Raw genomic sequence first — 24,043 nt, forward strand, 5'->3', positions numbered from 1 at the left:
CATGGGCTTTCGCTTGTCGAAGATCTACACCCGCACTGGCGACAGGGGCGAAACCGGACTTGGCGACGGCCGCCGCGTGCCCAAGGATCATCCGCGCATCGAGGCCATTGGCGAGGTCGATACGCTGAACAGTCAGGTCGGCGTGCTGCTGGCCGGATTGCTCGCTGAACGCGAAACCTGTCCTGGGCTGAATGAGTTGATCGACGTGTTGGCGCCCTGCCAGCACCGACTGTTCGATCTCGGTGGCGAGTTGGCGATGCCGGAATATCAGGCGCTGAACACAGCGGAAATCGAACGGCTGGAATCGGCCATCGATGTGTGGAACGAGGAATTGGGGCCGCTGGAGAACTTCATTCTGCCGGGTGGTTCAATGCTGATTGCCCAAGCGCATGTCTGCCGTAGCCTGGCGCGCAGTGCCGAACGTCGTTGTCAGCATTTGAATGCGATCGAACCGTTGGCCGGGGTTGGCCTGGCGTACATCAATCGCTTGTCGGATCTGTTGTTTGTCGCGGCGAGGTTGATTGCGCGGCGCCAGGGTATTGCCGAGATTCTGTGGCAACCGGCGGCGAATCCTTCACAGCAGTAGCGACTGTCAGGACGCCTTCGTCGGAACGCCGCCCCGAGCAAGCCCGCTCCCACAGGGAAATGTATTCCTACAGTTGGAATGCAATCAAATGTGGGAGCGGGCTTGCCCGCGAAGGGGACATCAGCCTCAGTAAAGAATCAAGCCTCAGGCCAGAACGCCCGAATCCCCGCTACACCTTGAGCCCCGGCATCCCACGCTTTTTCGCGCTCCGCCGGGCCGACACCGCCCAATAGAAATACCGGTTTGCTGAAGCCTTCGATCAGCGTCGAAGCCTGCTCCCAGCCCAACGGCTGGGCATCCGGGTGAGTCAGGGTCGGCTGCACCGGCGACAGGGTGACAAAATCCACGCCCATCTGCTCGGCCAGCGCCAGTTCTTCAGCGTTGTGGCAGGACGCCGCCAACCAGCGCTCCGCCGGCAGCGGCCGCCCCGCAGCAGCGTACTTGCGCAGTTGCGCCGAGGTGATGTGCCAGCCGGCGGCCGGGAAATCGCCCAGCCACTCGAACGGGCCTTTGATCATCAACTGCGCCTTGCCGGCACAGAGGCCGACCGCATCTACCGCCAGATCGCGGTACTTCGGGTCATAACCATTGGGCGCACGCAACTGGATCAGCTTGATCCCACCGGCGATCGCCTTCTGGATACCGCGCAGCAAGGCCGGAGTTTCCAGATCTTCCGGGGTGATCAGGTATTCGGCAGGCAGACGCGCCGCCGCGACGATCGGCTGGTTCGCCGCCGGAAATTCGTAATCCGTCAGCTCCTTGGCCGAAACCCAGGCCAATGGCTGGCCTTCGGCGCCATGGGGTTCGCCGGTGAAGCTCGAGACTTCCCAGACATCCAGCAACACCTGCTTGTCCGGATAATCGTGGCGCACCTTGATCAGCGGCCGCGCGGCGCCGACGACGATGCCCAATTCTTCGTGCAGCTCACGGGCCAGCGCGGTTTGCACCGACTCGTCGGCTTCGACCTTGCCACCGGGAAATTCCCAGAGGCCGCCCTGATGCTGGGTATCGGCACGCCGGGCGATCAGAATCTTGCCGCTGTCGTCACGAATGACGGCGGCGGCGACGTGTACACGTTTCACGACTGCAATTCCTCCAGTCCAGCCTTTTGCCAGGCCTTGAAGGCCGGCCATTGGTAGACGGTTTCAACATAGGCTTCATCTTCGGCGGGCAGCTTTACCTGATAGGTACGCAGGCGCACGGCAATCGGTGCAAAGAACGCATCGGCCAGCGACACCCGACCAAACAGGTAAGGTCCAGGCTCAGTCGCAACGGCGCGGCATTCGGCCCATAGCGCGAGCATGCGCTCGATGTCGACCTTCACCTCAGGCGGCACCGGATTGAGTGGCGCATCGTGGCTCAGGTTGAACGGCATGTGATTGCGCATCGCGAAGAAGCCGCTGTGCATCTGCGCGCAGGCGGAGCGGGCCTGGGCACGGGCGGCGATATCGGTCGGCCAGAGTTGTTCGGAAGGAAACTGTTCGGCCAGGTATTCGGCAATCGCCAGAGAATCGGCGATGGTGCCACGGGCAGTTTTCAGCAGCGGCACCTTGGCGGTCGGCGAGTGCGCCAGCAGCCGCTCACGAGTGTCGGGCTTGCCGAGTTTGACCAGTTCTTCGGTGTAGGGCGCGCCGGTCAGTTCAAGCGCCAGCGCCGCGCGCAGGGACCAGGAGGAAAGCAGTTTGTCGCCAATGATCAGGTGAAGGCTCATGTTCGGGTCCTTTCATGGGACAGAAGAAAAGGAGGTCCGCAGACCTCCCTCTTCGGCAGGGATCAGGTGCGGTATTCGGCGTTGATCTTCACGTACTCGTGGGACAGGTCGGTGGTCCAGATGGTTTCGCTGCAATCGCCGCGACCCAGCTCGATCCGGATGGTGATTTCTTCCTGCTGCATCACCGCCGAGCCCTGGGCTTCGGTGTAGGTCGCGGCGCGGGCGCCACGGCTGGCGATGCACACGTCACCGAGGAACACGTCGATCTTGCTCACGTCCAGATCCGGCACGCCGGCACGGCCAACGGCGGCGAGAATGCGGCCCCAGTTCGGGTCGGACGCAAACAGTGCCGTCTTGATCAGCGGCGAGTGGGCCACGGTGTAGCCGACATCCAGGCATTCCTGGTGATTGCCGCCGCCGTTGACTTCAACGGTCACGAACTTGGTCGCGCCTTCGCCGTCACGCACGATGGCCTGGGCCACATCCATGCACACTTCGAACACGGCCTGTTTCAGCTTGGCGAACAGCTCGCCTTCGGCACGGGTGATTTCCGGCAGCGCAGCCTTGCCGGTGGCGATCAGCATGCAGCAGTCGTTGGTCGAAGTGTCGCCGTCGATGGTGATGCGGTTGAACGACTTGTTGGCGCCGTCCAGCATCAGGTTTTGCAGCACGTCGCGGGAGACTTTGGCGTCGGTGGCGATGTAGCCGAGCATGGTCGCCATGTTCGGACGGATCATCCCCGCGCCTTTGCTGATGCCGGTGACGGTGATGGTCACGCCGTCATGCTGGAACTGGCGGCTGGCGCCTTTGGGCAGCGTGTCGGTGGTCATGATGCCAGTGGCGGCAGCTTCCCAGTTGTTTTCCGACAGATCGTCCAGCGCGGCCTGCAAGGCGCCCTCGATCTTCTCGACCGGCAGCGGCTCGCCGATCACGCCGGTGGAGTACGGCAGGATCTGGCTGGCATCCACACCGGTCAGTTCAGCCAGTTTGGCGGTGGTTCGCTCGGCGGCTGCCAGGCCCGGTTCGCCGGTGCCGGCGTTGGCATTGCCGGTGTTGGTCAACAGGTAGCGCACCGGGTTCTGCACGCGCTTCTTGGCCAGGATCACCGGCGCTGCGCAGAAAGCGTTCAACGTAAACACGCCCGCCACGGTGGAACCTTCGGCGCAACGCATCACGACGACATCCTTGCGCCCCGGGCGCTTGATGCCGGCCGAAGCGATACCGAGTTCAAAACCGGCAACCGGGTGCAACGTTGGCAAAGGACCAAGACCAACAGCCATGAATGCGCTCCTTACTCAATGATGTCAGCACCGCCAAGCGTAGTGGCGGTGGTGTAAATGGCAAAACGCCGCGACGGCTGGTGCCGGTCGCGGCGCGGGTATTTCAGCGATTGAAACGGGGTTTACTGGATCTGCCCGTGGCAATGCTTGAATTTCTTGCCCGAACCGCAGTAGCACAGTTCGTTGCGGCCCAGCTTCTGCTCGTTGCGAACCGGGGCGGCGGCGAGGGCCACATCGACCTCTTCACCGACCAGTTCCGGTTGCGCTTCCAGGCCAGGAGCCTCGGCGTGTTCGAACTGCATGCGGGCGGCCAGTGCTTCGGCTTCCTGACGCAGGCGTTGTTCTTCTTCGGCCGGATCTTCGCGGCGAACCTGAACGTGGGACAGCACGCGGATCGAGTCGCGCTTGATCGAATCCAGCAGCTCGGAGAACAGCGTGAAGGACTCGCGCTTGTATTCCTGCTTCGGGTTCTTCTGCGCATAACCACGCAAGTGGATGCCGTGACGCAGGTGATCCATGGTCGACAGGTGGTCTTTCCACAGGTCGTCCAGTACGCGCAGCACGATCTGCTTCTCGAACGAGCGCAGGGCTTCGGCACCCGCCTGGTCTTCTTTTTCGTTGTAGGCGGCGATCAGCTCGTTCATCAGCTTCTCGCGCAGGGTTTCTTCGTACAGGTGATCGTCTTCGTCGAGCCATTGCTGGATCGGCAGCTTCACGCCGAAGTCGCTGGCGATCGACGCTTCCAGACCCGCCACGTCCCACTGCTCTGGCAGCGATTGCGGCGGAATGTGCGCGCTGACGGTAGCGTTCAGGACATCCTGACGGAAATCAGCGATGGTTTCGCCGATGTTGTCCGCAGCCAGCAACGTGTTGCGCATGTGATAGATCACTTTACGCTGCTCGTTGTTGACGTCGTCGAACTCGAGCAGTTGCTTGCGGATGTCGAAGTTGCGGCCTTCAACCTTGCGCTGCGCCTTCTCGATGGCATTGGTCACCATACGGTGCTCGATCGCTTCACCGGATTGCATGCCCAGGGCCTTCATGAAGTTCTTCACCCGGTCAGAGGCGAAGATGCGCATCAGGCTGTCTTCCAGCGAAAGGTAGAAGCGGCTGGAACCGGCGTCACCCTGACGGCCGGCACGGCCACGCAGCTGGTTGTCGATACGACGGGATTCGTGACGCTCGGACGCGATCACCTGCAGACCGCCGGACTCCAGCACTTGCTGGTGACGCTTCTGCCAGTCGGCCTTGATCTGGGCAATCTGCTCAGGCGTCGGGTTTTCCAGCGACGCGACTTCAACTTCCCAGTTGCCGCCCAACAGGATGTCGGTACCACGACCGGCCATGTTGGTAGCGATGGTCAGTGCGCCCGGACGACCGGCCTGCGCGATGATTTCAGCTTCTTTTTCGTGGAACTTGGCGTTCAGGACCTTGTGTTCGATGCCTTCCTTCACGAGCAATGCGGACATGTGCTCGGAGGTTTCGATGGTCGCAGTACCCACCAGCACCGGACGGCCGGCGGCCATGCTTTCCTTGATGTCATTGACGATTGCCGCGTATTTCTCTTCGGCAGTCAGGAACACCAGGTCGTTGTAGTCCTTACGGGCCAATGGCTTGTTGGTCGGGATCACGACGACCTGCAGACCATAGATCTGATGGAATTCGAACGCTTCGGTGTCGGCGGTACCGGTCATGCCGGCCAGTTTTTCGTACAGGCGGAAGTAGTTCTGGAACGTGGTCGATGCCAGGGTCTGGCTCTCGGCCTGAATGTTCAGGTTTTCCTTGGCTTCGATGGCCTGGTGCAGGCCTTCGGACAAACGACGGCCGGGCATGGTACGGCCGGTGTGTTCGTCGACCAGTACGACCTGACCGTCCTGCACGATGTATTCGACGTTGCGGTGGAACAGCTTGTGCGCACGCAGACCGGCGTAAACGTGAGTCAGCAGGCTCAGGTTATGCGCCGAGTACAGGCTCTCGCCCTCGGCCAGCAGGCCGATGCTGGTCAGTTGGTCTTCGATGAACTGGTGACCGGCTTCGTTGAGTTCGACCTGACGGGTCTTTTCGTCGACGGTGTAATGGCCTTCCTGGGTGACTTCGCCTTCGACTTCCTCGACGTGCAGCTTGAGTTTCGGGATCAGCTTGTTGATCTCGATGTACAGCTTGGAGCTGTCCTCGGCCTGACCGGAAATGATCAGCGGGGTACGCGCTTCGTCGATGAGGATGGAGTCGACTTCGTCGATCACGGCAAAGTTGAGTTCGCGCTGGAATTTCTCTTCCATGCTGAACGCCATGTTGTCGCGCAGGTAGTCGAACCCGAATTCGTTGTTGGTGCCGTAGGTGATATCGGCAGCGTAGGCGGCGCGCTTCTCTTCCGGCGGCTGGAACGGCGTCACGATGCCGACGCTCAGACCGAGGAATTCATACAGCGGACGCATCCAGTTGGCGTCGCGGCGGGCCAGGTAATCGTTCACGGTCACAACGTGCACGCCCTTGCCGGACAGCGCGTTGAGGTAAACGCCCAGGGTACCCACCAGGGTCTTGCCTTCACCGGTGCGCATTTCGGCAATCTTGCCTTCGTGCAGGGTCATGCCGCCGATCAGCTGGACGTCGAAGTGGCGCATGCCCATGACACGCTTGCCGGCTTCGCGGGCGACCGCAAAGGCTTCCGGCAACAGCTTGTCGAGGGTCTCCCCCTTGGCAATGCGGTCCTTGAACTCTGCGGTCTTGGCGCGCAGTTGATCGTCCGAGAGGGCGACCATCTTCTCTTCGAAGGCATTGACGAGCTGCACCGTCTTGAGCATGCGCTTGACTTCACGCTCGTTCTTGCTTCCAAAAAGTTTCTTTAACAAAGGCGCAAACATATCGGCAGGATCTTCCACACTAAAGGGATGGAGGGCGGCCCCGTGAGTCGCCCGTGCAGCCCTCATGGCCGCATGCGAACGAGCATTCTACCCGGAAACGGTGGTGAGGAAAGTGGGGATATTCCACGATGCTGGCACTGCGCTTTGACGGGGCTCACTTAAAATAGGGGCGTTTTGCTCAACTTCAAGCCGTACAGCGAAGAAGTTAGTCGTTGATTTAATGGGCAAAGCAGTGACAAAAGCAATGGGCGAGTGAAATGGGTGCCATCTGCTACCATGGCGCCTCTGCAACTTCAGGTCCTAGATCATGGCATTTCGCCCTCTCACAGCCAGAGCGCCCGCCGTTCTGCTACGCGAAGCCAGGCCGTTGAAAGCCATCCTCGGTCATGCCCAACGTCTGGCCCATCTGCAACGCCTGCTCGAAAGCCAGCTGCAACCCGCCGCCCGTGAGCACTGCCACGTGGCCAAGTGGCGCGAAGGCGAGCTGTTGCTGATTGTCACCGACGGCCATTGGGCCACGCGTCTGCGCTATCAGCAGAAACGTCTGCAACGACAACTGCAGATGTTCGACGAGTTCGCCAATCTGACGCGGATCAAGTTCGCCGTGCGGCCACCGACCCTCCAGCGCGAGACGAGCGGATCCACGATCGATCTGTCGACGGATGCGGCGGCGACCATCCAGGCCACCGCCGAAGGGATCAGCGATCCAAATCTGCGAGCGGCCCTGGAACGACTGGCCGCCCACGCCAAACCCAAAACCTGAGCCTTATTGATCAGCGGCGCTTGCTGCCGCCCAGCAATGACCCCATCAGACCGCGCACCAACTGTTTACCCAGCGAATTCGCCGCCTGACGCATCGCCGATTTGAGCGCCTGCCCCGCCGCCGTGCCGAGGAACTCTCCGGCCCTGTCTGCCAGACTTGGCTCCTCAACCGCCGGTTTACCCGGCGCCACTTCAGCCTCCGGTGCCAGCCCCTTGCGGCCCATCAGAATTTCATAGGCCGACTCGCGGTCGATCGGTTTGTCGTACCGCCCCTTGAACGGCGAACCGGCGATCAGCACCGTGCGTTCCGTCTCGGTCAACGGCCCGATCCGCGATTGCGGCGGTGCTACCAGCACACGCTGAACCATTTCCGGCGTGCCCTTTTCCTGCAATGTGCCAACCAACGCTTCGCCAATCCCGAGTTCGGTGAGCACCGACAACGTGTCGAACGCCGGATTCGGCCGGAAACCGTCCGCCACCGCCCGCAGGGACTTCTGTTCCTTGGCGGTGAACGCGCGCAGGCCGTGCTGGATCCGCAGCCCCAGTTGCGCCAGCACGTCGTCCGGCAGGTCACCCGGCGACTGGGTGACGAAATACACGCCGACGCCCTTGGAGCGGATCAAACGCACCACCTGCTCCAGCCGTTCCTGCAAAGCCTTCGGCGTATCGCCGAACAACAAATGCGCCTCATCGAAAAACAGCGCCAGGAGCGGCTTGTCGGCATCGCCCCGTTCCGGCAGTTGCTCGAACAGCTCGGCCAGCAGCCACAGCAGGAAGGTCGCGTAGACCTTCGGCGCCTCATGCACCAGACGACTGGCATCCAGCAAATGAATCCGCCCGCGACCATCGGCGGCCGGGTGCAGAATGTCTTCCAGTTGCAGCGCCGGCTCGCCAAACAACGCTTCGGCGCCCTGCTGTTCCAGCGTCGCCAGACGCCGCAACAGCGCCTGGCTGGAGCCGGTGGTGAACAGCGCGGCGTCATCGCCCAGCAGCTGCGGATTGTCCTTGAGGTGGTTGAGCAGCGCTTTCAAGTCTTTGAGATCGAGCAGCAATAACCCTTCGCGATCGGCCACTTTGAACGCCGCGTACAACGCCGATTGCTGGCTGTCGGTCAGTTCCAGCAAGGCCCCGATCAATAGAGGGCCCATTTCACTCAACGTGGTGCGCAACGGATGACCGGACTGACCGTGGATGTCCCACAAGGTCACGGGATACGCCTGAGGCGTGTGCTTGAGCCACGGCATGCCGGCGATGCGCTCGGCGATCTTGCCCTGGGGATTGCCGGCGGCACCGAGACCACACAGGTCGCCCTTGACGTCGGCGGCGAACACCGCGACCCCAGCGTCGCTGAACGCCTCGGCCAGACGCTGCAAAGTAACGGTCTTGCCGGTACCGGTGGCCCCGGCTACCAGTCCATGACGGTTGGCCAGGCGCATCGCCTGAGCGATCGGTTGCCCGGCGAGATCGGCGCCGATTACGAGTTGCAAGGAGTCAGGCATTTGGTCACCCAATGATTAATCTTTGTCGAGCATGGCCGATAGAGAGAGTGAGAGACCCGATCAAAAGTCCGGTCTGAGATTTCCCTAAGGAAAGAAGGAAATATCAGTGCGCTTTCACCCCTGCCCATTCTGCGCGCGTTTATAAAAGCACGCCTTGGACATTAAGACCTTAGCGGAACCCCAAGCCATGAACAAAAATCTGCGTTTCAGCCATAAAATTTTGCTTGCCGCGGCCCTCATTGTCATTGCCGCCTTCGCTTCGTTCACGCTGTACAACGACTGGTTGCAGCGCAATGCGATCCGCGAAGACCTGGACAATTACCTCAACGAGATGGGCGAGGTTACAGCCGACAACATCCAGACCTGGCTGAGCGGCCGCATCCTGCTGATCGAGAACGCTGCCCAGAACATTGCCCTCAACCCCGAGCCGTCCGCCGTCGCCAGCCTGCTGGAACAGAAAGCCCTGACGTCGACCTTCATGGCCTCCTACCTCGGCGATGCCACCGGGCACTTCACCATCCGCCCGGATGCGAAGATGCCGGACGGTTTCGATCCACGCGTTCGCCCCTGGTATAAAGGCGCGGAAAGCAGCAGCACGTCGACCCTGACCGAACCGTACATCGACGCGGCCACCGGCCAGACCATCATTTCCATCGCCACCGCCGCGAAAAAGGCCGGCCAAAGCGTGGGCGTGGTGGGCGGCGACCTGAGCCTGCAGACCCTGATCAACACCCTCAGCGCCCGGGACTTCTCCGGCATGGGTTACGCGTTCCTGGTCAGCGCCGACGGCAAGATTCTGGTGCACCCGGACAAGGCCCTGGTGATGAAGTCACTGAAGGAAGCCTATCCGCAGGACACCCCGCGCATCAGCAGCGACTTCACTGAAATCACCGTCGACGGCAAGACCCGCATCGTCAACTTCACCCCGATCAAGGGCCTGCCATCGGTGAACTGGTACATCGGGCTGTCGGTGGACAAAGACAAAGCCTTCTCGATGCTCAGCGAATTCCGCACCTCGGCCGTGATTGCCACCGTAATTGCAGTGGCGATCATCATCGCCCTGCTCGGCATGCTGATCCGTATCCTGATCCAGCCGCTGCACGTGATGACCCGCGCGATGGAGGACATCGCCGACGGCGAAGGCGACCTGACCAAGCGCCTGACCATCCAGAACCAGGATGAATTCGGCGTACTCGGCACCGCGTTCAACCGTTTCGTCGAGCGTATCCACGGCTCCATCCGCGAAGTGTCGTCGGCCACCGGCCAGGTCAACGAAGTCGCCCTGCGCGTGGTCGCGGCCTCGAACTCGTCGATGTACAACTCCGACCAGCAGGCCTCGCGCACCAACAGCGTGGCCGCGGCAATCAACCAGCTCGGCGCCGCCGCCCAGGAAATCGCCCGCAACGCAGCCCAGGCCTCGACCCAGGCCAGCGACGCCCGCAACCTGGCCGAAGACGGTCAGCAAGTGGTGGATCGCAGCATCAAGGCGATGAATCAGCTGTCGAGCATGCTCAGCGCATCGAGCAGCAATATCGAATCGCTGAACAGCAAGACCGTGAACATCGGCCAGATTCTGGAAGTGATCACCAGCATCTCCCAGCAGACCAACCTGTTGGCGCTCAACGCCGCCATCGAGGCAGCGCGGGCCGGTGAAGCCGGGCGCGGTTTTGCGGTGGTGGCGGACGAGGTGCGCAACCTCGCCCACCGCACCCAGGAATCGGCGCAACAGGTGCAGACCATGATCGAGGAGTTGCAAGTCGGCGCCCGCGAATCCGTCAGCACCATGAGCGACAGCCAGCGCCACAGCCAGGACAGCGTGGACATCGCCAACCTTGCCGGCGAGCGCTTGAACAGCGTGACCCAGCGCATCGGTGAAATCGACGGGATGAACCAGTCGGTGGCGACCGCGACCGAGGAACAGACTGCCGTGGTTGAATCGATCAACGTGGATATCACCGAGATCAATACGCTGAACCAGGAAGGTGTCGAGAACCTGCAGGCGACGTTGCGTGCTTGCTCGGATCTGGAGCAGCAGGCTTCGCGACTGAAGCAGTTGGTGGGTAGTTTCCGTATTTAAAGCCGTTCTGTCGGTCGTCTTCATCGGTTCGTTGCCATCTGACGAAGACGACCAACAACCCTCCGCAACCGGCCTTGCGCCTCACCGCGAAACCCCGACCGAACATCTATTCTTGATAAGGGTCAACCAAGGGAGATCAACGCGGAGGGCCGTTCACCGTGCATATCGCCGACATCACCATGTTCTACGCCCCGGCCAGCGGCGGCGTGCGCACCTATCTGGATGCCAAGCACCGTCGGTTGGCGGTCAAACCCGGCATCCGCCACAGCCTGCTGATTCCCGGCGCGCATTTCGGCGAACGTGACGGCGTCTACACGGTGCCTGCCCCCGCCCTGCCTTTCGGCAAAGGCTATCGCTTCCCCGTGCGCCTGGCCCCCTGGCGCAAGGTGCTGCAGGATCTGCAGCCGGATCTGATCGAAGTCGGCGATCCGTACCTCACCGCCTGGGCCGCGCTCGATGCACGTCGACAACTCGATGTGCCGGTGATCGGTTTCTACCATTCCGACCTGCCGCTGTTGGTGGGAAACCGCATGGGCCATTGGGTCACGCCGAATGTCGACGCCTATGTGCGCAAGTTGTACGGCAATTTCGACCGGGTGCTGGCGCCCAGCCAGGTGATGGCCGACAAGCTCAGCGGGCTGGGTGTGCGCAACGTCTACGTGCAACCGCTGGGCGTTGACCTGCACACCTTCCACCCTGATGCCCGCGATACCGGGTTGCGCAGCGAACTGGGGATAGCCGAGGACACGCGCCTGTTGATCTTTGCCGGTCGCGGTTCCAAGGAAAAAAATCTGCCGGTGCTGCTCGATTGCATGAAACGCCTGGGCCCGCGCTATCACCTGTTGCTGGTCGGCTCGTCGATGCCGGCGTCCGTCCCGGACAACGTCAGCGTGATCGACCGGTTCTGCCCGGCCGCACAGGTCGCGCGACTGATGGCCAGTGCCGACGCTTTGCTGCACGCCGGCGATCAGGAAACCTTCGGCCTGGTGATTCTGGAAGCCATGGCCTGCGGCATTCCGGTGGTGGCGGTGGCGGCCGGGGCATTCGAGGAAATCGTCAGCGAATCCTGCGGCCTGCTCTGCGCGCCGAACAATGCGCAAGCCATGGCCAATGCCGTGCGCGAACTGTTCAGTCGCGGGACTGGCGTACTCGGTCAACAGGCGCGCCAACACGTCGAACGACATTACGCCTGGGACACGGTGGTCGATAGCCTGTTGGGCCATTACCACGCCGTGCTCGGCGATTCGGCTCCGTGGGTGGCCAATGGCTGAATCTCGCGAGCGCCCGGCGCTGATGCTGGTGCTGCATGACGTGGCGCCCTCCACGTGGGCTGATTATCGGGGGTTCGTCGAAGCCGTTGACCGGCTGGGCAATGTTCCGATCACGTGGCTGGTGGTCCCGGACTTCCATCGACACGATGCACTTGAAGCCGATCCGGCGTTTTGTCGGATGCTCGACGAGCGGATCGCTCGCGGCGATGAACTGGCCCTGCACGGCCACTTTCATGAAGACACCGAGCCTGGCCCGCACACGGCGCGCGACTGGTTCATGCGCCGGATCTACACCCATGAAGGCGAGTTCTATCAGTTGTCCCGTGAAGCCGCCCTCGCCCGCCTGCTCCCGGGCATCGATCTGTTTCGACGCCACGGCTGGCCACTGCACGGTTTCGTGGCCCCGGCCTGGTTGATGAGCGCCGGCACCCGTCAGGCACTGCGCGAATTGCCACTGCGCTACACCAGCGATCCGCAGCATCTTTATCACTTGCCGGATTTCTCCGCGGTCGAGGCCCCCGGACTGGTGTGGAGCGCGCGCAGTGCCTGGCGTCGCGGGGTGTCGAAGATCATCAGCGAACAGCGTGAGCAGCGCTGGCGTCAGGCGCCGGTGATTCGTCTAGGCTTGCACCCGGTGGACATGCGCCACCGGTTTTCCCGGGATTACTGGTGGCGCACCCTTGAACGACTGCTGGCGGAGGGACGCGTGCCCATGACCAAAATCGACTGGCTGACGCGCCAGCGCACTCAAGCCGAGCGTGCCGCTTGAGCCGCGGCATTCTTTTGCTGATCGGCCTGCTGGTGGCCGTGGCGGTTCCCGTCCTGCTCGGGGGCGGCGAAACCTGGGAGCGCCTGCAGGCATTTCCACTGCGTTGGCTGTTGATCATGTTCGCCATGGTTCTGTTGTGCTGGGGCATCAACACCTTGCGCCTGCGGCTGCTGCTCGGCGATCAGCGTGACCGGGTCACGCCCGTCAAAAGTCTCGGGGTGGTGATGGCTGCCGAATTCGCTTGGTGCGCCACGCCCGGCGGCAGCGGGGGGCCGTTGACAATCATGGCGCTGCTGGCGCGCAGCGGCGTTCGTCCGGCCCGGGGCAGCGCCGTGTTTGCGATGGATCAATTGAGCGATCTGCTGTTCTTTCTCTGCGCCCTGAGCGGGATTTTGATCTACGCGCTGTTCCAGCATCTCAGCGACCGCATGGAATGGCTGTTGATCGTCAGTGCCCTGTCGTTGACCGGCGGCCTGTTCAGTTGCGTGCTGGTCGCGCGCTATCACCGTCGATTGATCCGCCTGAGCGGGCGCCTGCTGGCGGGGATGAACGTCGAACCGCGTACCCGACGGCGCTGGGCGCGGCAGTTGCTGCACTTTCTGGCGGCTTTCACCGATGCGCTGAAATTGCCCTGGCAGACATTGATCAAGGTGTTCGTCCTGACCTGCGTGCATTGGTCGTTGCGATACAGCGTGCTTTATCTGGCGTTGCGCGGTCTGGGGGCGGATGTGCAATGGGCCTGGACCTTTCTGATCCAGATGCTTTCGCTGGGTGCGGGGCAATTCAGCCTGTTGCCGGGCGGTGCCGGTGCGGCGGAGTTGACCTCGGCGGCGCTGCTGGCGCCGATGGTCGGCAAATCGACCGCCGCGGCGGCGATCCTGATCTGGCGGGTGGTGACGTATTACTTCTATCTGCTGGTCGGTGGCCCGGTGTTTCTATTGATGCTGGGCCGGCCGTTGCTGAAAAAGCTGCTGAGCGTCAGACAGGCTTCTTGAGGTCATCCTCTTCGTCCTTGAGCTGTTCCCACAGTTCGGCAGCGCCGGGAAACTCCGTGCCGTCCTCCGGGCTCAGGTCATCCGGGTCATAGCGGCTCAGGCAGCCCTCACCCAAGGTGGCGGGGGCCTTGGAAGTGGCTTTGTCCAGTGGATCGCTCATCGGTCATTCCTCACGGTCCATGGATCGCTCCCGCGCTCTGCGCGGGAGCGAACCTGAATCAGAACACCACGGTCTTGTTGCCGTGCACCAGCACGCGGTCTTCCAGGTGATAACGCAGGCCACGGGCCAGCACCATCTTCTCGACGTCACGACCGAAACGCACCATGTCTTCGATGCTGTCGCTGTGGCTCACGCGCACCACGTCCTGTTCGATGATCGGGCCGGCGTCCAGCTCTTCGGTCACGTAGTGGCAGGTCGCACCAATCAGTTTCACACCGCGCATCGAAGCCTGGTGGTACGGCTTGGCACCGACGAACGACGGCAGGAAGCTGTGGTGAATGTTGATGACCTTGTGCGCGTATTCGCGGCACATGTCCGGCGGCAGGATCTGCATGTAGCGCGCCAGCACCACCACTTCGGCATCGTGCTGCTTGACCAGACGCGACACCTCGTCGAAGGCCGGTTGCTTGTCCTGCGGATTGACCGGCACGTGGTAATAAGGAATGCCGTGCCACTCGACCATGCTGCGCAGGTCGTCGTGGTTGGAGATCACGCAGGAGATCTCGCAATCCAGCTCGTCGCTGTGCCAGCGGTGCAGCAGGTCAGCCAGGCAGTGGGATTCGCGGCTGGCCATCAGCACCACGCGTTTTTTCTGCTCGGTGTCGGTGATGCGCCAGTCCATCGAGAACTCTTCGGCGATCGGTGCAAACTTCTCGCGCAACACCTCGATACCGAAAGGCAGGGAATCGGCACGTATTTCGTGACGCATGAAGAACCAGCCGACCTGGTTATCCGAGTGGTGGCTCGCTTCGGTGATCCAGCCATTGTGGGCCGCCAGAAAGTTACTGACTTTGGCAACGATGCCAACGCGGTCCGGGCAAGAAATCACCAACCGAAAAGTGCGCATGAGGGGGAAACTCCAGAACTTCGCAAAGGCGGCCATTCTAGCGACTGCGCGGGAAAACTGCAGTATTGATGACCCTCGGAGCCTCCCGACAGCCCGCCGCAATTTTTTTGACGCCTGCAAACGCCAGAATGATGGCGTAGCAATAGCCCTGCATGTGCAGACCTGTGTGAATATCTGCGAAGACTCCATCACAATATTTAACTGAACATTCAATTCCGGGCTTTTCAACGTAACTAATTCAAATAAAAACCCCGGTTAAATGTTTACTTGATGAAACAGCCTGACTATTATTGCCGCACTGTCCCCTGCCATCGCGCACTCCCACATAAGGTAGTAATCATGTCCTTGATCAACGAATATCGTGCCACCGAAGAAGCTATCAAAGAGCTGCAAGCCCGTTTGAAAAACCTGTCGCAAGACGACAAACTGCAAGCCGAGCTGGAATTCGAAGGCAAACTGCGCACACTGATGGGCGAATATTCCAAATCCCTGCGCGACATCATCGCGCTGCTGGATCCAGAGTCCAAAACCAAGGCACCACGTGGCGGCGCAGCCAAAACTACCGGCACCAAGCGTGCTCGCAAAGTTAAACAATACAAAAACCCGCACAACGGCGAAGTCATCGAAACCAAAGGTGGCAACCACAAAACTCTGAAAGAGTGGAAAGCCAAGTGGGGCGGTGACGTGGTTGAAGGCTGGGCTACCCTGCTGGGCTAAGCCGCAACCCTCGTCGCAGAGCGCTTCTGTGACACAAAAAAACGCCAGCGAATGCTGGCGTTTTTTTATGCCCGGCATTCAAGCGCCGAACATGTTCGATTTCAAAGATCCAAACGTTTGCGCAGTGCCTGGACATAGTTCTGCCATTCAACCAACACCTCGGCCTGCATCGGCGCAGCACTAAGCAACCATTGCTGCATCGCCTCGGCAAAAGATTGCAAGGTATTAGGGGCACCCCACTCCGGCTCGGACAAGCGTTGCCGGCAAAAGATTTTCCAGCGTTCTTGCTCTTCGAAATTCAACGTATCGGGAAAGTTACGTGCTCGATATCGAAACAACAATTCAGGCAAACGTTCGTCATCGAACGGCCATTGCTCTCGCGCCAATTGAGCAGGATCGGTCGCTCTCACTTGCTCACATAAACGACGATCACGGTCACCGATAAATCCGTCGTACAACTGCTGTTCGGGATCGTCACTCGAGGTGAAATCTTCGCTGGCATAAATCGCCGAGACTTTATCTTTCCAAACTTGTTGTGCGTCACTTAGTCGCAACGCACGCGCCTGATACAACGCCCTGTCCAGACCCAGACGCTGTTGATCGTTCGCACGCAACACCGACAATGGCGCCACCACCGGGCACTTGTTGATGTGGATGAGTTTGAGCGGTACCGGCAACTCGCCTGCGGCCAGGTCGTCACGCCGGGTGTACAGGCGCTGACGTAATGTTTCGGCATCCAGGTCGAGCAGACCCTGCGGATCCAGGTGCAGATCACAAACGATCAACGCGTTCTTGTTGCGCGGATGCCAGGCCAGCGGCAGCACCACGCCGACATAACTGCGCGCAGCGGAGAAACGACCGGAGATGTGCACCATCGGTTGCAACAGACGAATCTGGTCCATGACCTTCTGTTTGCTGCGCAACTGGAACAGCCAGTCATACAACTTCGGCTGCTTCTCGCGGATCAACCGGGCGAGGGCAATCGTGGCGCGCACGTCCGACAAGGCTTCGTGGGCATTGCCGTGATCGATGCCATTGGCGGCGGTGAGGCGTTCCAGCTTGAGCGTCACCTTGCCTTCGTCGTCGGTCGGCCACACCAGCCCGTCCGGGCGCAATGCGTAGGCGGCGCGCACCACATCGATCAGATCCCAACGGCTGTTGCCGCCCTGCCATTCACGGGCATAGGGATCGAAAAAGTTGCGGTACAGGCTGTAGCGGGTCATCTCGTCGTCGAAGCGCAAGGTGTTGTATCCCGCACCGCAAGTGCCAGGAGCTGCAAGCTGGGCGTGGACCCGGGTCATGAAGTCGGCTTCGCTCAAGCCTTGCTCGGCGAGGCGGCTCGGAGTGATGCCGGTGATCGCGCATGCCGCCGGATGCGGCAGGATGTCTTCGCTGGGCTGACAGTAGAGATTGACCGGCGCGTCGATTTCGTTGAGTTCGTGATCGGTGCGGATCCCGGCCACCTGCAAGGGGCGATCGCATCGGGGATTGATGCCGGTGGTTTCGTAGTCGTACCAGAAAATGGAAGTCACGGGCGGTTCCTGAACTGAAGATCGGCAAAGTCTAGGCGTTCAAGCGTCGTCGCGGCCAGCACCGCATCATTCAGTCACCTTTGGTTGAAGAATGTGTATGACATAGTTATGTCGTTTCCCCCCGAGAGGCTGCTAGCATCGGACGCACTTGCATCCCGATCCGGCAACATCAGGTAGCCCATGCTCGAGACCACAGCACCGCGAAGGAAAGCATCGCTGGCCCCGCCACTGGACACGCGGCACAAGGTCGAAACGCCGGAAGGCATCGACCTGCCGCTGCGCCCCGCCGGCCTGATGGTGCGCGCCGTGGCGTTCACCATCGATCTGGGGTTGCGCGGGCTGATCCTGGGGCTGCTTTTCATGTTACTGGCGCTGCTCGGCAAACTCGGCATAGGCCTCGGATCACTGCTGCTGTTCGGGGTGAGCTGGTGGTACATGGTGCTGTTTGAAGTGCTGCGTCAGGGCCGCTCGCCGGGCAAGCAATGGATGGGCCTGCGGGTAGTGCACGACGATGGCACGCCGATCGGCTGGTCAGCCTCCCTGTTGCGCAACCTGCTGCGTTTTGTCGACCTGATGCCCTTCGGCTATTTCCTCGGGGCGATCAGTTGCCTGCAACACCCGACTTTCAAACGCCTGGGCGACATCGCTGCCGGCACGCTGGTGATCTACAGCGAACGCCCGCTCCAGCGCCCGCAGTTGCCCGATGCCGAACCCCGCCGCTCGCCGATCCCGCTGACCCTGACTGAACAACGCGCCCTGCTCGCTTTCGCCGAACGCCAGGGGGAACTGTCGACGGCGCGGGTCAATGAACTCGCTGCATTGCTCGCTCAACCGCTGCACATCAGCGCGCCGAAAGCCGTTGGCGAGCTTAACGGCATCGCTCGCGGCCTGTTGGGTCCGACATGAAGCAAAGCCTTTTCGAAACCCGCCACAAGGCCGAATGGGAGCGTTTCACCCTCGCCCTCGAACGTCTCGAACGAGGCAAGGACACGTCGCAGGTCGCAGAATTTCCCAAGGCCTATCGCCGAATCTGCCAGCATCTGGCGCTGGCGCAGGAACGTGGTTACAGCAGTTTTCTCGTCGACTCATTGCAACAGCAAGTGCTGCGCGGCCATCAACAGCTTTACCGTCATCGCCGGCAAACGGGTTCCAGCCTGCTGAGCTTCATCTTCGCCGGGTTCCCCCGGCTGGTTCGCGCGCAATGGCCTTTCGTGTTGGTGGCCGGGCTGCTGTTCCTCGGCAGCCTGGCCGGTTTCGGGGTACTGGTGTATCTGAATCCCGAATTGATCTACAACCGTATCCCCGCCGAGCAGGTGCGCGAGATGCAAGGCATGTACGATCCGGTCGCCGGCCACCTCGGGCGCTCGGCCGAGCGTGCCGCCAGTGAAAACTGGGTGATGTTCGGCTACTACATCATGCACAACATCGGCATCGCCTTTCAGACCTTTGCCAGCGGTTTGCTGCTGGGCCTGGGCAGCGCGTTCTTCCTGTTCTACAACGGTCTGACTATCGGCGCGGTGGCCGGGCATCTCACCGAGATCGGCTTTGGCCAGACTTTCTGGCCGTTCGTGATCGGCCACGGCGCATTTGAACTCAGCGCGATTGTCCTGGCCGGTGCAGCGGGGTTGAAACTGGGTTGGGCGCTGATAGCACCGGGACGCCTGACGCGCGGCGAGGCCTTGAGACATTCGGCGCGCCAGAGCGTACTGCTGATCTGTGGGGTCATGCTGTTTCTGTTGATCGCCGCGTTTATCGAGGCGTATTGGTCGTCACGCATCGGGCTTTCGCCGCAGACCAAATACCTGGTCGGCGCCGGGCTCTGGCTCGGCGTGGCGATCTATCTGCTGTTCGCCGGAAGGACCCGCCATGCGCCTGAGTGACGCAACTGTGGCAATCCGTCCGCGCACTACCTGGGAAGCCATGGATCTGGGCGTGCTCATGAGCCAGCAACATCGGCGTCTGCTGATGACCAGCTGGGCCATCGTCACCCTGCCGCTGTTCGCGGTGCTCAGCCTGCTGTTGTGGGATTCACCGTCGCTGGCCGTGTTCATCTTCTGGTGGCTGAAACCGGCGTACGAACGCTTGCCGTTGTACATCCTCTCCAAGGCACTGTTCGGCGAAACACCCACCTTTAAACAGGCCTTGCGCCAATGGCCGCGTCTGCTCAAACCACAATTGCTCGCCAGTCTGACCTGGCGCCGCTTCAGCCTCAGTCGCAGCTTCCTGCTGCCCGTGCTGCAACTCGAAGGCCTCGACGGTAACGCCCGCCAGCAGCGTTTGCAGGTGCTGTTGCAACGCAACGCCGGCGCCGCGCAGTGGCTGACAATCATCGGTGTGCATCTGGAAACGGCGCTGTGGATCGGCCTGATGGTGTTGTTCTACCTGCTACTGCCGCAACAGGTCGAAACCGATTGGGACTGGCAAAGCCTGATCTTCGCGCCCGACTACGAATGGCGCTGGCTGGAGCATCTGACCAATGCGTTCTATGCGCTGATCCTGGTGATCTGGGAACCGATCTACGTCGCCTGCGGTTTCAGTCTTTACCTGAACCGCCGCACCGTCCTCGAAGCCTGGGACATCGAACTGGTGTTCCGCCGCTTGCGCCAGCGTTTGAACAGCAGCGTGATCGGCTTGCTGCTGGTGGTGTGCCTGCTGCTGCCGGGAGTGCCCTCGGCATGGGCCGCCGAACCTGACACCGCGCCGGATGCGCCCCGGCTCCTGAATCAGCCACTGACCAGTCAGACATCCCGTGACAGCATCAAGGCCTTGCTCGAACAACCGCCGTTCAAGAACAAGGAAACCGTCACCCGTTATCGCTTCGGCGACGATCCCGCTGCTGCCGAAAAAAACAAGGAAGGCGAAGCACCGCAATGGTTGAAAACCCTGCTCGACTGGCTGGACGGCCGACACCTCGAGGGCCTCGCCAAGGCGATCGAAGTCGTGCTGTGGGGCGCGCTGATCGCCGGAATTGGCTGGCTGGTCTGGCGCTATCGGGATTTTCTGCAAGCGTTCGTCGGCCGCCGTCCGCGCTTGCCCAAACAAATCAAAAGGCCTATGCCGCGACAGGCCTTCGGGCTGGATCTGCAAAAGGAAAGCCTGCCCGATGACATCGCCAGCCACGCGGAACAGCTCTGGCAAACCGAGCCGCGCGCAGCACTGGGCCTGCTGTACCGGGCACTGCTCAGTCATCTGTTGCACGACTTCAACCTGACCCTGAAACCTGCGGACACCGAAAACGAAGTGCTGGCCCGGATCGAACAGTTGCAGCGTCCCGACTTGCTCGCCTACAGCCGTCACCTCACAGGCCACTGGCAGAACATGGCCTACGGGCACCGCGTACCGGCGGCGCATCTGCAACAGCAATTGTGTGATGGCTGGCGGTCCCTGTTTGGCCAGGGAGTCGCCCGTTGAACCGGCGTGCGCTCTGGCTTTCGGGTGGCACGCTTATCGTCGTCCTGCTCGGTGCGCTGGGCATTTATCTGTACCTCATGGCCACGCCTTACCAGGCCGAAGTCGATCATGGCCCGTCCCCCGCCGCGCAAGCCAATCCTTATCTGGCGGCGGAGATGTTTCTGCGCGAACGCGGAATCGAGGTCACTCACGCCGAAAGCCTCGCCGTGTTGCCCGACATCGATCCGCGCCAGCACACACTGCTGATGTTCAATGACCGCTCGAAAATGACTCCGCGTCAGGTCGATCAGGCTCTGAACTGGGCCCGGGCCGGCGGAAGGCTGGTGTTCGTCGCCGAATCGATCTGGGATGAGAAGACCGGCCAGAGCAACGACCTGCTGCTCGACCGCGTGCAACTGCATCAATCCTTCACCAAGGATCTCGAGGCAACGCCACCGGATGCCGCCGAAGATCCATACCCCAATCTGACCAAGCTCTACCTGGAAGACGAAGACGCCCCGGCCTATGCCGGATTCGACACCGCGTTCCATCTCGACGACCCGAAAAACCTCGCCCAGGCCTGGGCCAACAGCGCGAAAGCCACGCACATGATGCAACTGGCTTTCGGCCTCGGCACGATCACCGTGGTCACCGATGCCGACCTGTGGAAAACCCCGGCGATTGCGCAACACGACAATGCCTGGCTGCTCTGGTACCTCAGCGCCGACACCGCCGTGACCTTGTTGTACAACACTGAACACGACAGTCTGCCGACCCTGCTCTGGCGCTATTTCCCACAAGCCATCGTCGCCCTGCTCGCGCTGATCGGTCTGTGGCTGTGGCATGTCGGCGTGCGTCACGGCCCGGTGCAGGCGCCCGCCCCGCGCAGTCGTCGGCAGTTGATGGAACACCTGCGCGCCAGTGCCGGTTTCATCCTGCGTCACAACGGACAACAGACCTTGCTGCAAGCGTTGCAGCAGGACGTCCTGCGCCGCGCCCGTCACCGTCATCCCGGTTTCGATCAACTGAATGTCGCCGAACAATGGCTGGTGCTGTCGCGTCTGACCCGCCAGCCGACCCGTGCCATCAGCCAGGCCCTGAGCCCGGCACCGAAGCGGCGCATGTCCGACGCCGAATTCTGCCGTCAGGTCGCCCACCTGCAAGCCTTGAGGAACACGCTATGACCGAACACATAGAACCCGGCTCGCCCGGCCACGCGGCCCAGCAACGCCAGCGAGCCAGTCAGTTGGCCCAAGCAGTGCGCGGCGAATTGCAGAAAGCGCTGATCGGCCAGAACCCGGTGATCGACGACGTGCTGACCGCGCTGATCGCCGGCGGCCACGTGCTGCTCGAAGGCGTTCCCGGCCTCGGCAAAACCTTGTTGGTACGCGCCTTGGCAAAGTGCTTTGGCGGCGAGTTTGCGCGCATCCAGTTCACCCCGGACCTGATGCCCAGCGACGTCACCGGCCACGCGGTCTACGACCTGCAGACCGAGCAGTTCAAACTGCGCAAAGGCCCGTTGTTCACCCACCTGCTGCTGGCGGACGAGATCAACCGCGCCCCGGCCAAGACGCAAGCCGCCCTGCTCGAAGCGATGCAGGAACGTCAGGTCACCCTCGAAGGTCGCGCCCTGCCGATAGCCCAGCCGTTCATGGTGCTCGCCACGCAAAACCCGATCGAACAGGAAGGCACCTACCCGCTGCCCGAGGCCGAGCTCGACCGTTTCATGCTCAAGGTGCGCATGGATTACCCCGACGCCGATCAGGAGCTGGACATGGTGCGGCAGGTCAGCCGCTCGACCCGCGCCGACATGCTCGACGTGCAGCCGCTGCGCACCGTGTTGCAGGCCAAGGACGTGCAAGCCCTGCAACGCATCGCCAGTGATTTGCCGCTGGACGATCAAGTGCTCGATTACGCCGTGCGCCTGGCGCGCAGCACCCGTACCTGGCCGGGGCTGACACTCGGTGCCGGACCTCGCGCCTCCATTGCACTGGTGCGCTGCGCCCGCGCCCGGGCCTTGTTGCGCGGTGGCGAATTCGTGATCCCGGACGACATCAAGGGCTGCGCGCTGGCGGTGCTGCGTCACCGGGTGCGCCTCGCACCGGAACTGGACATCGAAGGACTGCAAGTTGATCAAGTCCTTCAGCAACTGCTTGACCAAGTACCGGCGCCGCGCCTGTGAAACCCTCGCGTCGGTTGTTGATCTGGCTGGCAATTCTGCTGGCCATCGGCATTGTCCTGGGCGCGTTACAGGCGCTGGATGTCGAAGTGCCATCGAGCCTGTTGTCCATCAACTGGGGTTTGCTGCTGGCGCTGTTCGCGCTGAGCCTGCTGGACGCGCTGCGCTTGAAGCGCCTGCCCTCGCCCCGCGTACATCGGCAAATGCCCGGCAGCCTGGCCCTCGGTCGCTGGAGCGAAGTACGGCTGGAAGTCGAACACGACTTCGACCAGTCACTGGCCATTCAGATCTTCGACCACGTACCCGATGGCCTGAGCTTCGAAAATCTGCCGCTCGACATCGAACTGCAACCGGGCCAGAGCAGCCTGATCGGCTATCGCCTGCGCCCGCTCAAACGCGGCCACTTCACCTTCGACACCTGCGAGCTCAACCTGCCGAGCCCCTTGGGTTTGTGGTCCGGCAAACGCCTGCTGAACATCACCGACCACACCCGCGTCTACCCCGACTTCGCCCGCCTCTACGGCGGTGAACTGCTGGCAGTCGACCACTGGCTCAGCCAGCTCGGCGTGCGCCAGCGCCAACGCCGTGGCCAGGGGATGGAGTTTCATCAACTGCGCGAGTTTCGCGAAGGCGACAGCCTGCGCCAGATCGACTGGAAAGCCACCGCCCGCCACCGCACCCCGATTGCCCGAGAGTACGAGGACGAACGGGATCAGCAGATTGTTTTCATGCTTGATTGCGGGCGGAACATGCGCAGTCAGGATGGGGAGCTGTCGCATTTCGATCATGCGTTGAATGCGTGTTTGCTGTTGAGTTATGTGGCGTTAAGGCATGGGGATGCGGTGGGGTTGATGACATTTGCCAGTGATCAGCCACGGTTTATTGCACCAGTCAAAGGAGCAGGACAGCTCAAGGCACTGCTAAACAGTGTTTATGATCTGGATAGCACGCAACGCACGGCCGATTACCCGGCAGCGGTGAACCGGTTACTGGCCAGACAGACGCGCCGGGCGCTGGTGGTATTGATGAGCAACCTTCGCGAAGAGGATGATGAGGGGGTACTGAGCGCCGTTAAACTCTTGAGTCAACATCATCCTGTTCTTTTAGTGAGTCTGCGCGAAATGGCTCCTGACCTTTTGCGCCGTTCATCAGTACAAACTTTGCAAGAGGCATTGTCCTACTGCGGTGCGGTTGATTACTTGAACACACGAGCCAACATCCAGGAACGACTCAGCACTCACGGATGCCCGGTGTTGGATACGCGTGCAGAAAAGTTGAATCATGAGCTTGTCACTCGGTATCTGGCCTGGAAGAAATCAGGCGTGCTGCAATGATCATGTATCTCCA

General features: G+C 61.4%; 21 protein-coding genes and 1 pseudogene. 14 read left to right on the forward strand and 8 right to left on the reverse strand.

Translation table 11 applies throughout. The annotated features are described in order from the left end of the window. Window position 1 precedes the first annotated feature (1 nt). Window positions 2-586, forward strand: a complete 585-nt coding sequence (locus CAF73_RS00940) for a cob(I)yrinic acid a,c-diamide adenosyltransferase (protein ID WP_085701657.1) — start codon at window positions 2-4, stop codon at window positions 584-586. A gap of 137 nt (window positions 587-723) precedes the next feature. Here CAF73_RS00940 and CAF73_RS00945 read toward each other — a convergent pair whose 3' ends face one another. The 4 genes from CAF73_RS00945 to secA all read right to left on the reverse strand — a co-directional run bounded on the left by CAF73_RS00945 (window position 724) and on the right by secA (window position 6,438). Continuing rightward, window positions 724-1,668 carry a Nudix family hydrolase gene (locus CAF73_RS00945; protein WP_085701658.1) on the reverse strand — a complete coding sequence of 315 codons (945 nt, stop codon included), beginning with the start codon at window positions 1,666-1,668 and terminating at the stop codon, window positions 724-726. Next, window positions 1,665-2,297, reverse strand: coding sequence for a glutathione S-transferase family protein (locus CAF73_RS00950; protein WP_085697183.1), 633 nt, complete (start codon window positions 2,295-2,297; stop codon window positions 1,665-1,667). Before CAF73_RS00950 ends, CAF73_RS00945 begins: the two co-directional genes overlap by 4 nt. A 62-nt stretch (window positions 2,298-2,359) precedes the next feature. Further along, window positions 2,360-3,577 (reverse strand): bifunctional glutamate N-acetyltransferase/amino-acid acetyltransferase ArgJ, encoded by a 1,218-nt coding sequence (argJ, locus tag CAF73_RS00955; RefSeq protein WP_064383762.1) that lies wholly within the window; start codon window positions 3,575-3,577, stop codon window positions 2,360-2,362. A gap of 122 nt (window positions 3,578-3,699) precedes the next feature. After that, on the reverse strand, window positions 3,700-6,438 hold the full coding sequence (secA, locus tag CAF73_RS00960) for a preprotein translocase subunit SecA (protein ID WP_085697184.1): 2,739 nt from the start codon (window positions 6,436-6,438) through the stop codon (window positions 3,700-3,702). A 307-nt stretch (window positions 6,439-6,745) separates the two neighbouring features. Here secA and CAF73_RS00965 point away from each other — a divergent pair, with 307 nt between their 5' ends. Continuing rightward, a complete protein-coding gene (locus CAF73_RS00965) occupies window positions 6,746-7,201 on the forward strand; it encodes a DUF721 domain-containing protein (protein ID WP_085697185.1) in 456 nt (151 codons plus the stop codon). A 10-nt stretch (window positions 7,202-7,211) separates the two neighbouring features. On the opposite strand, the gene CAF73_RS00970 is transcribed toward CAF73_RS00965, so the two are convergent. Next, window positions 7,212-8,699 (reverse strand): helicase HerA-like domain-containing protein, encoded by a 1,488-nt coding sequence (locus tag CAF73_RS00970; protein ID WP_085701835.1) that lies wholly within the window; start codon window positions 8,697-8,699, stop codon window positions 7,212-7,214. A gap of 187 nt (window positions 8,700-8,886) precedes the next feature. On the opposite strand from CAF73_RS00970, the pseudogene CAF73_RS30710 reads away from it, so the two are divergent. From CAF73_RS30710 to CAF73_RS00990, 5 genes and pseudogenes are all read left to right on the forward strand, one after another. Next, window positions 8,887-9,918, forward strand: a pseudogene (locus tag CAF73_RS30710) (cache domain-containing protein); the annotation flags it as partial. 93 nt (window positions 9,919-10,011) lie between these two features. Further along, complete coding sequence (locus CAF73_RS30715; protein WP_371917915.1) at window positions 10,012-10,776, forward strand: methyl-accepting chemotaxis protein; 765 nt, start codon at window positions 10,012-10,014, stop codon at window positions 10,774-10,776. Between the two features lie 158 nt (window positions 10,777-10,934). Next, window positions 10,935-12,047 carry a glycosyltransferase family 1 protein gene (locus tag CAF73_RS00980; RefSeq protein WP_085697187.1) on the forward strand — a complete coding sequence of 371 codons (1,113 nt, stop codon included), beginning with the start codon at window positions 10,935-10,937 and terminating at the stop codon, window positions 12,045-12,047. Continuing rightward, window positions 12,040-12,816: a DUF2334 domain-containing protein gene (locus tag CAF73_RS00985; protein WP_085701660.1), complete on the forward strand. Its 777-nt coding sequence runs from the start codon at window positions 12,040-12,042 to the stop codon at window positions 12,814-12,816. Before CAF73_RS00980 ends, CAF73_RS00985 begins: the two co-directional genes overlap by 8 nt. Continuing rightward, window positions 12,813-13,811, forward strand: a complete 999-nt coding sequence (locus tag CAF73_RS00990) for a lysylphosphatidylglycerol synthase transmembrane domain-containing protein (protein WP_085701661.1) — start codon at window positions 12,813-12,815, stop codon at window positions 13,809-13,811. Before CAF73_RS00985 ends, CAF73_RS00990 begins: the two co-directional genes overlap by 4 nt. On the opposite strand, the gene CAF73_RS30095 is transcribed toward CAF73_RS00990, so the two are convergent. Further along, window positions 13,795-13,971: a hypothetical protein gene (locus tag CAF73_RS30095; protein ID WP_007951232.1), complete on the reverse strand. Its 177-nt coding sequence runs from the start codon at window positions 13,969-13,971 to the stop codon at window positions 13,795-13,797. The two genes, CAF73_RS00990 and CAF73_RS30095, sit on opposite strands and share 17 nt — an antisense overlap. A 58-nt stretch (window positions 13,972-14,029) precedes the next feature. After that, window positions 14,030-14,878: a formyltetrahydrofolate deformylase gene (gene purU, locus CAF73_RS00995; RefSeq protein WP_011335666.1), complete on the reverse strand. Its 849-nt coding sequence runs from the start codon at window positions 14,876-14,878 to the stop codon at window positions 14,030-14,032. Between the two features lie 339 nt (window positions 14,879-15,217). On the opposite strand from purU, the gene mvaT reads away from it, so the two are divergent. Further along, window positions 15,218-15,595: a histone-like nucleoid-structuring protein MvaT gene (gene mvaT, locus CAF73_RS01005; RefSeq protein WP_007951234.1), complete on the forward strand. Its 378-nt coding sequence runs from the start codon at window positions 15,218-15,220 to the stop codon at window positions 15,593-15,595. Window positions 15,596-15,696: 101 nt separating this feature from the next. Here mvaT and sbcB read toward each other — a convergent pair whose 3' ends face one another. Continuing rightward, entirely contained in the window at window positions 15,697-17,127 is a 1,431-nt protein-coding gene (gene sbcB, locus CAF73_RS01010; RefSeq protein WP_085701663.1) for an exodeoxyribonuclease I, read from the reverse strand. A 180-nt stretch (window positions 17,128-17,307) separates the two neighbouring features. On the opposite strand from sbcB, the gene CAF73_RS01015 reads away from it, so the two are divergent. Genes CAF73_RS01015 through CAF73_RS01040 form a run of 6 tightly spaced genes read left to right on the forward strand, consistent with a single transcriptional unit; the run spans window position 17,308 to window position 24,030 of the window. Continuing rightward, the gene (locus CAF73_RS01015; RefSeq protein ID WP_085697192.1) at window positions 17,308-18,033 is read left to right on the forward strand and encodes an RDD family protein; all 726 of its coding nucleotides are present in this window, start codon (window positions 17,308-17,310) and stop codon (window positions 18,031-18,033) included. Then, on the forward strand, window positions 18,030-19,007 hold the full coding sequence (locus CAF73_RS01020; RefSeq protein ID WP_085701836.1) for a stage II sporulation protein M: 978 nt from the start codon (window positions 18,030-18,032) through the stop codon (window positions 19,005-19,007). Before CAF73_RS01015 ends, CAF73_RS01020 begins: the two co-directional genes overlap by 4 nt. Further along, window positions 18,994-20,538, forward strand: a complete 1,545-nt coding sequence (locus CAF73_RS01025; protein WP_085701664.1) for a DUF4129 domain-containing protein — start codon at window positions 18,994-18,996, stop codon at window positions 20,536-20,538. The genes CAF73_RS01020 and CAF73_RS01025 overlap by 14 nt, the downstream gene beginning before the upstream one ends. Further along, on the forward strand, window positions 20,535-21,701 hold the full coding sequence (locus tag CAF73_RS01030) for a DUF4350 domain-containing protein (protein WP_085701665.1): 1,167 nt from the start codon (window positions 20,535-20,537) through the stop codon (window positions 21,699-21,701). Before CAF73_RS01025 ends, CAF73_RS01030 begins: the two co-directional genes overlap by 4 nt. Continuing rightward, window positions 21,698-22,699 carry a MoxR family ATPase gene (locus CAF73_RS01035; RefSeq protein WP_085701666.1) on the forward strand — a complete coding sequence of 334 codons (1,002 nt, stop codon included), beginning with the start codon at window positions 21,698-21,700 and terminating at the stop codon, window positions 22,697-22,699. Before CAF73_RS01030 ends, CAF73_RS01035 begins: the two co-directional genes overlap by 4 nt. After that, entirely contained in the window at window positions 22,696-24,030 is a 1,335-nt protein-coding gene (locus CAF73_RS01040) for a DUF58 domain-containing protein (protein WP_085701667.1), read from the forward strand. The genes CAF73_RS01035 and CAF73_RS01040 overlap by 4 nt, the downstream gene beginning before the upstream one ends. Window positions 24,031-24,043 lie beyond the last annotated feature (13 nt).

The organism is Pseudomonas sp. B15(2017), assembly GCF_002113215.1.
In the GTDB taxonomy this organism is placed as follows: domain Bacteria; phylum Pseudomonadota; class Gammaproteobacteria; order Pseudomonadales; family Pseudomonadaceae; genus Aquipseudomonas.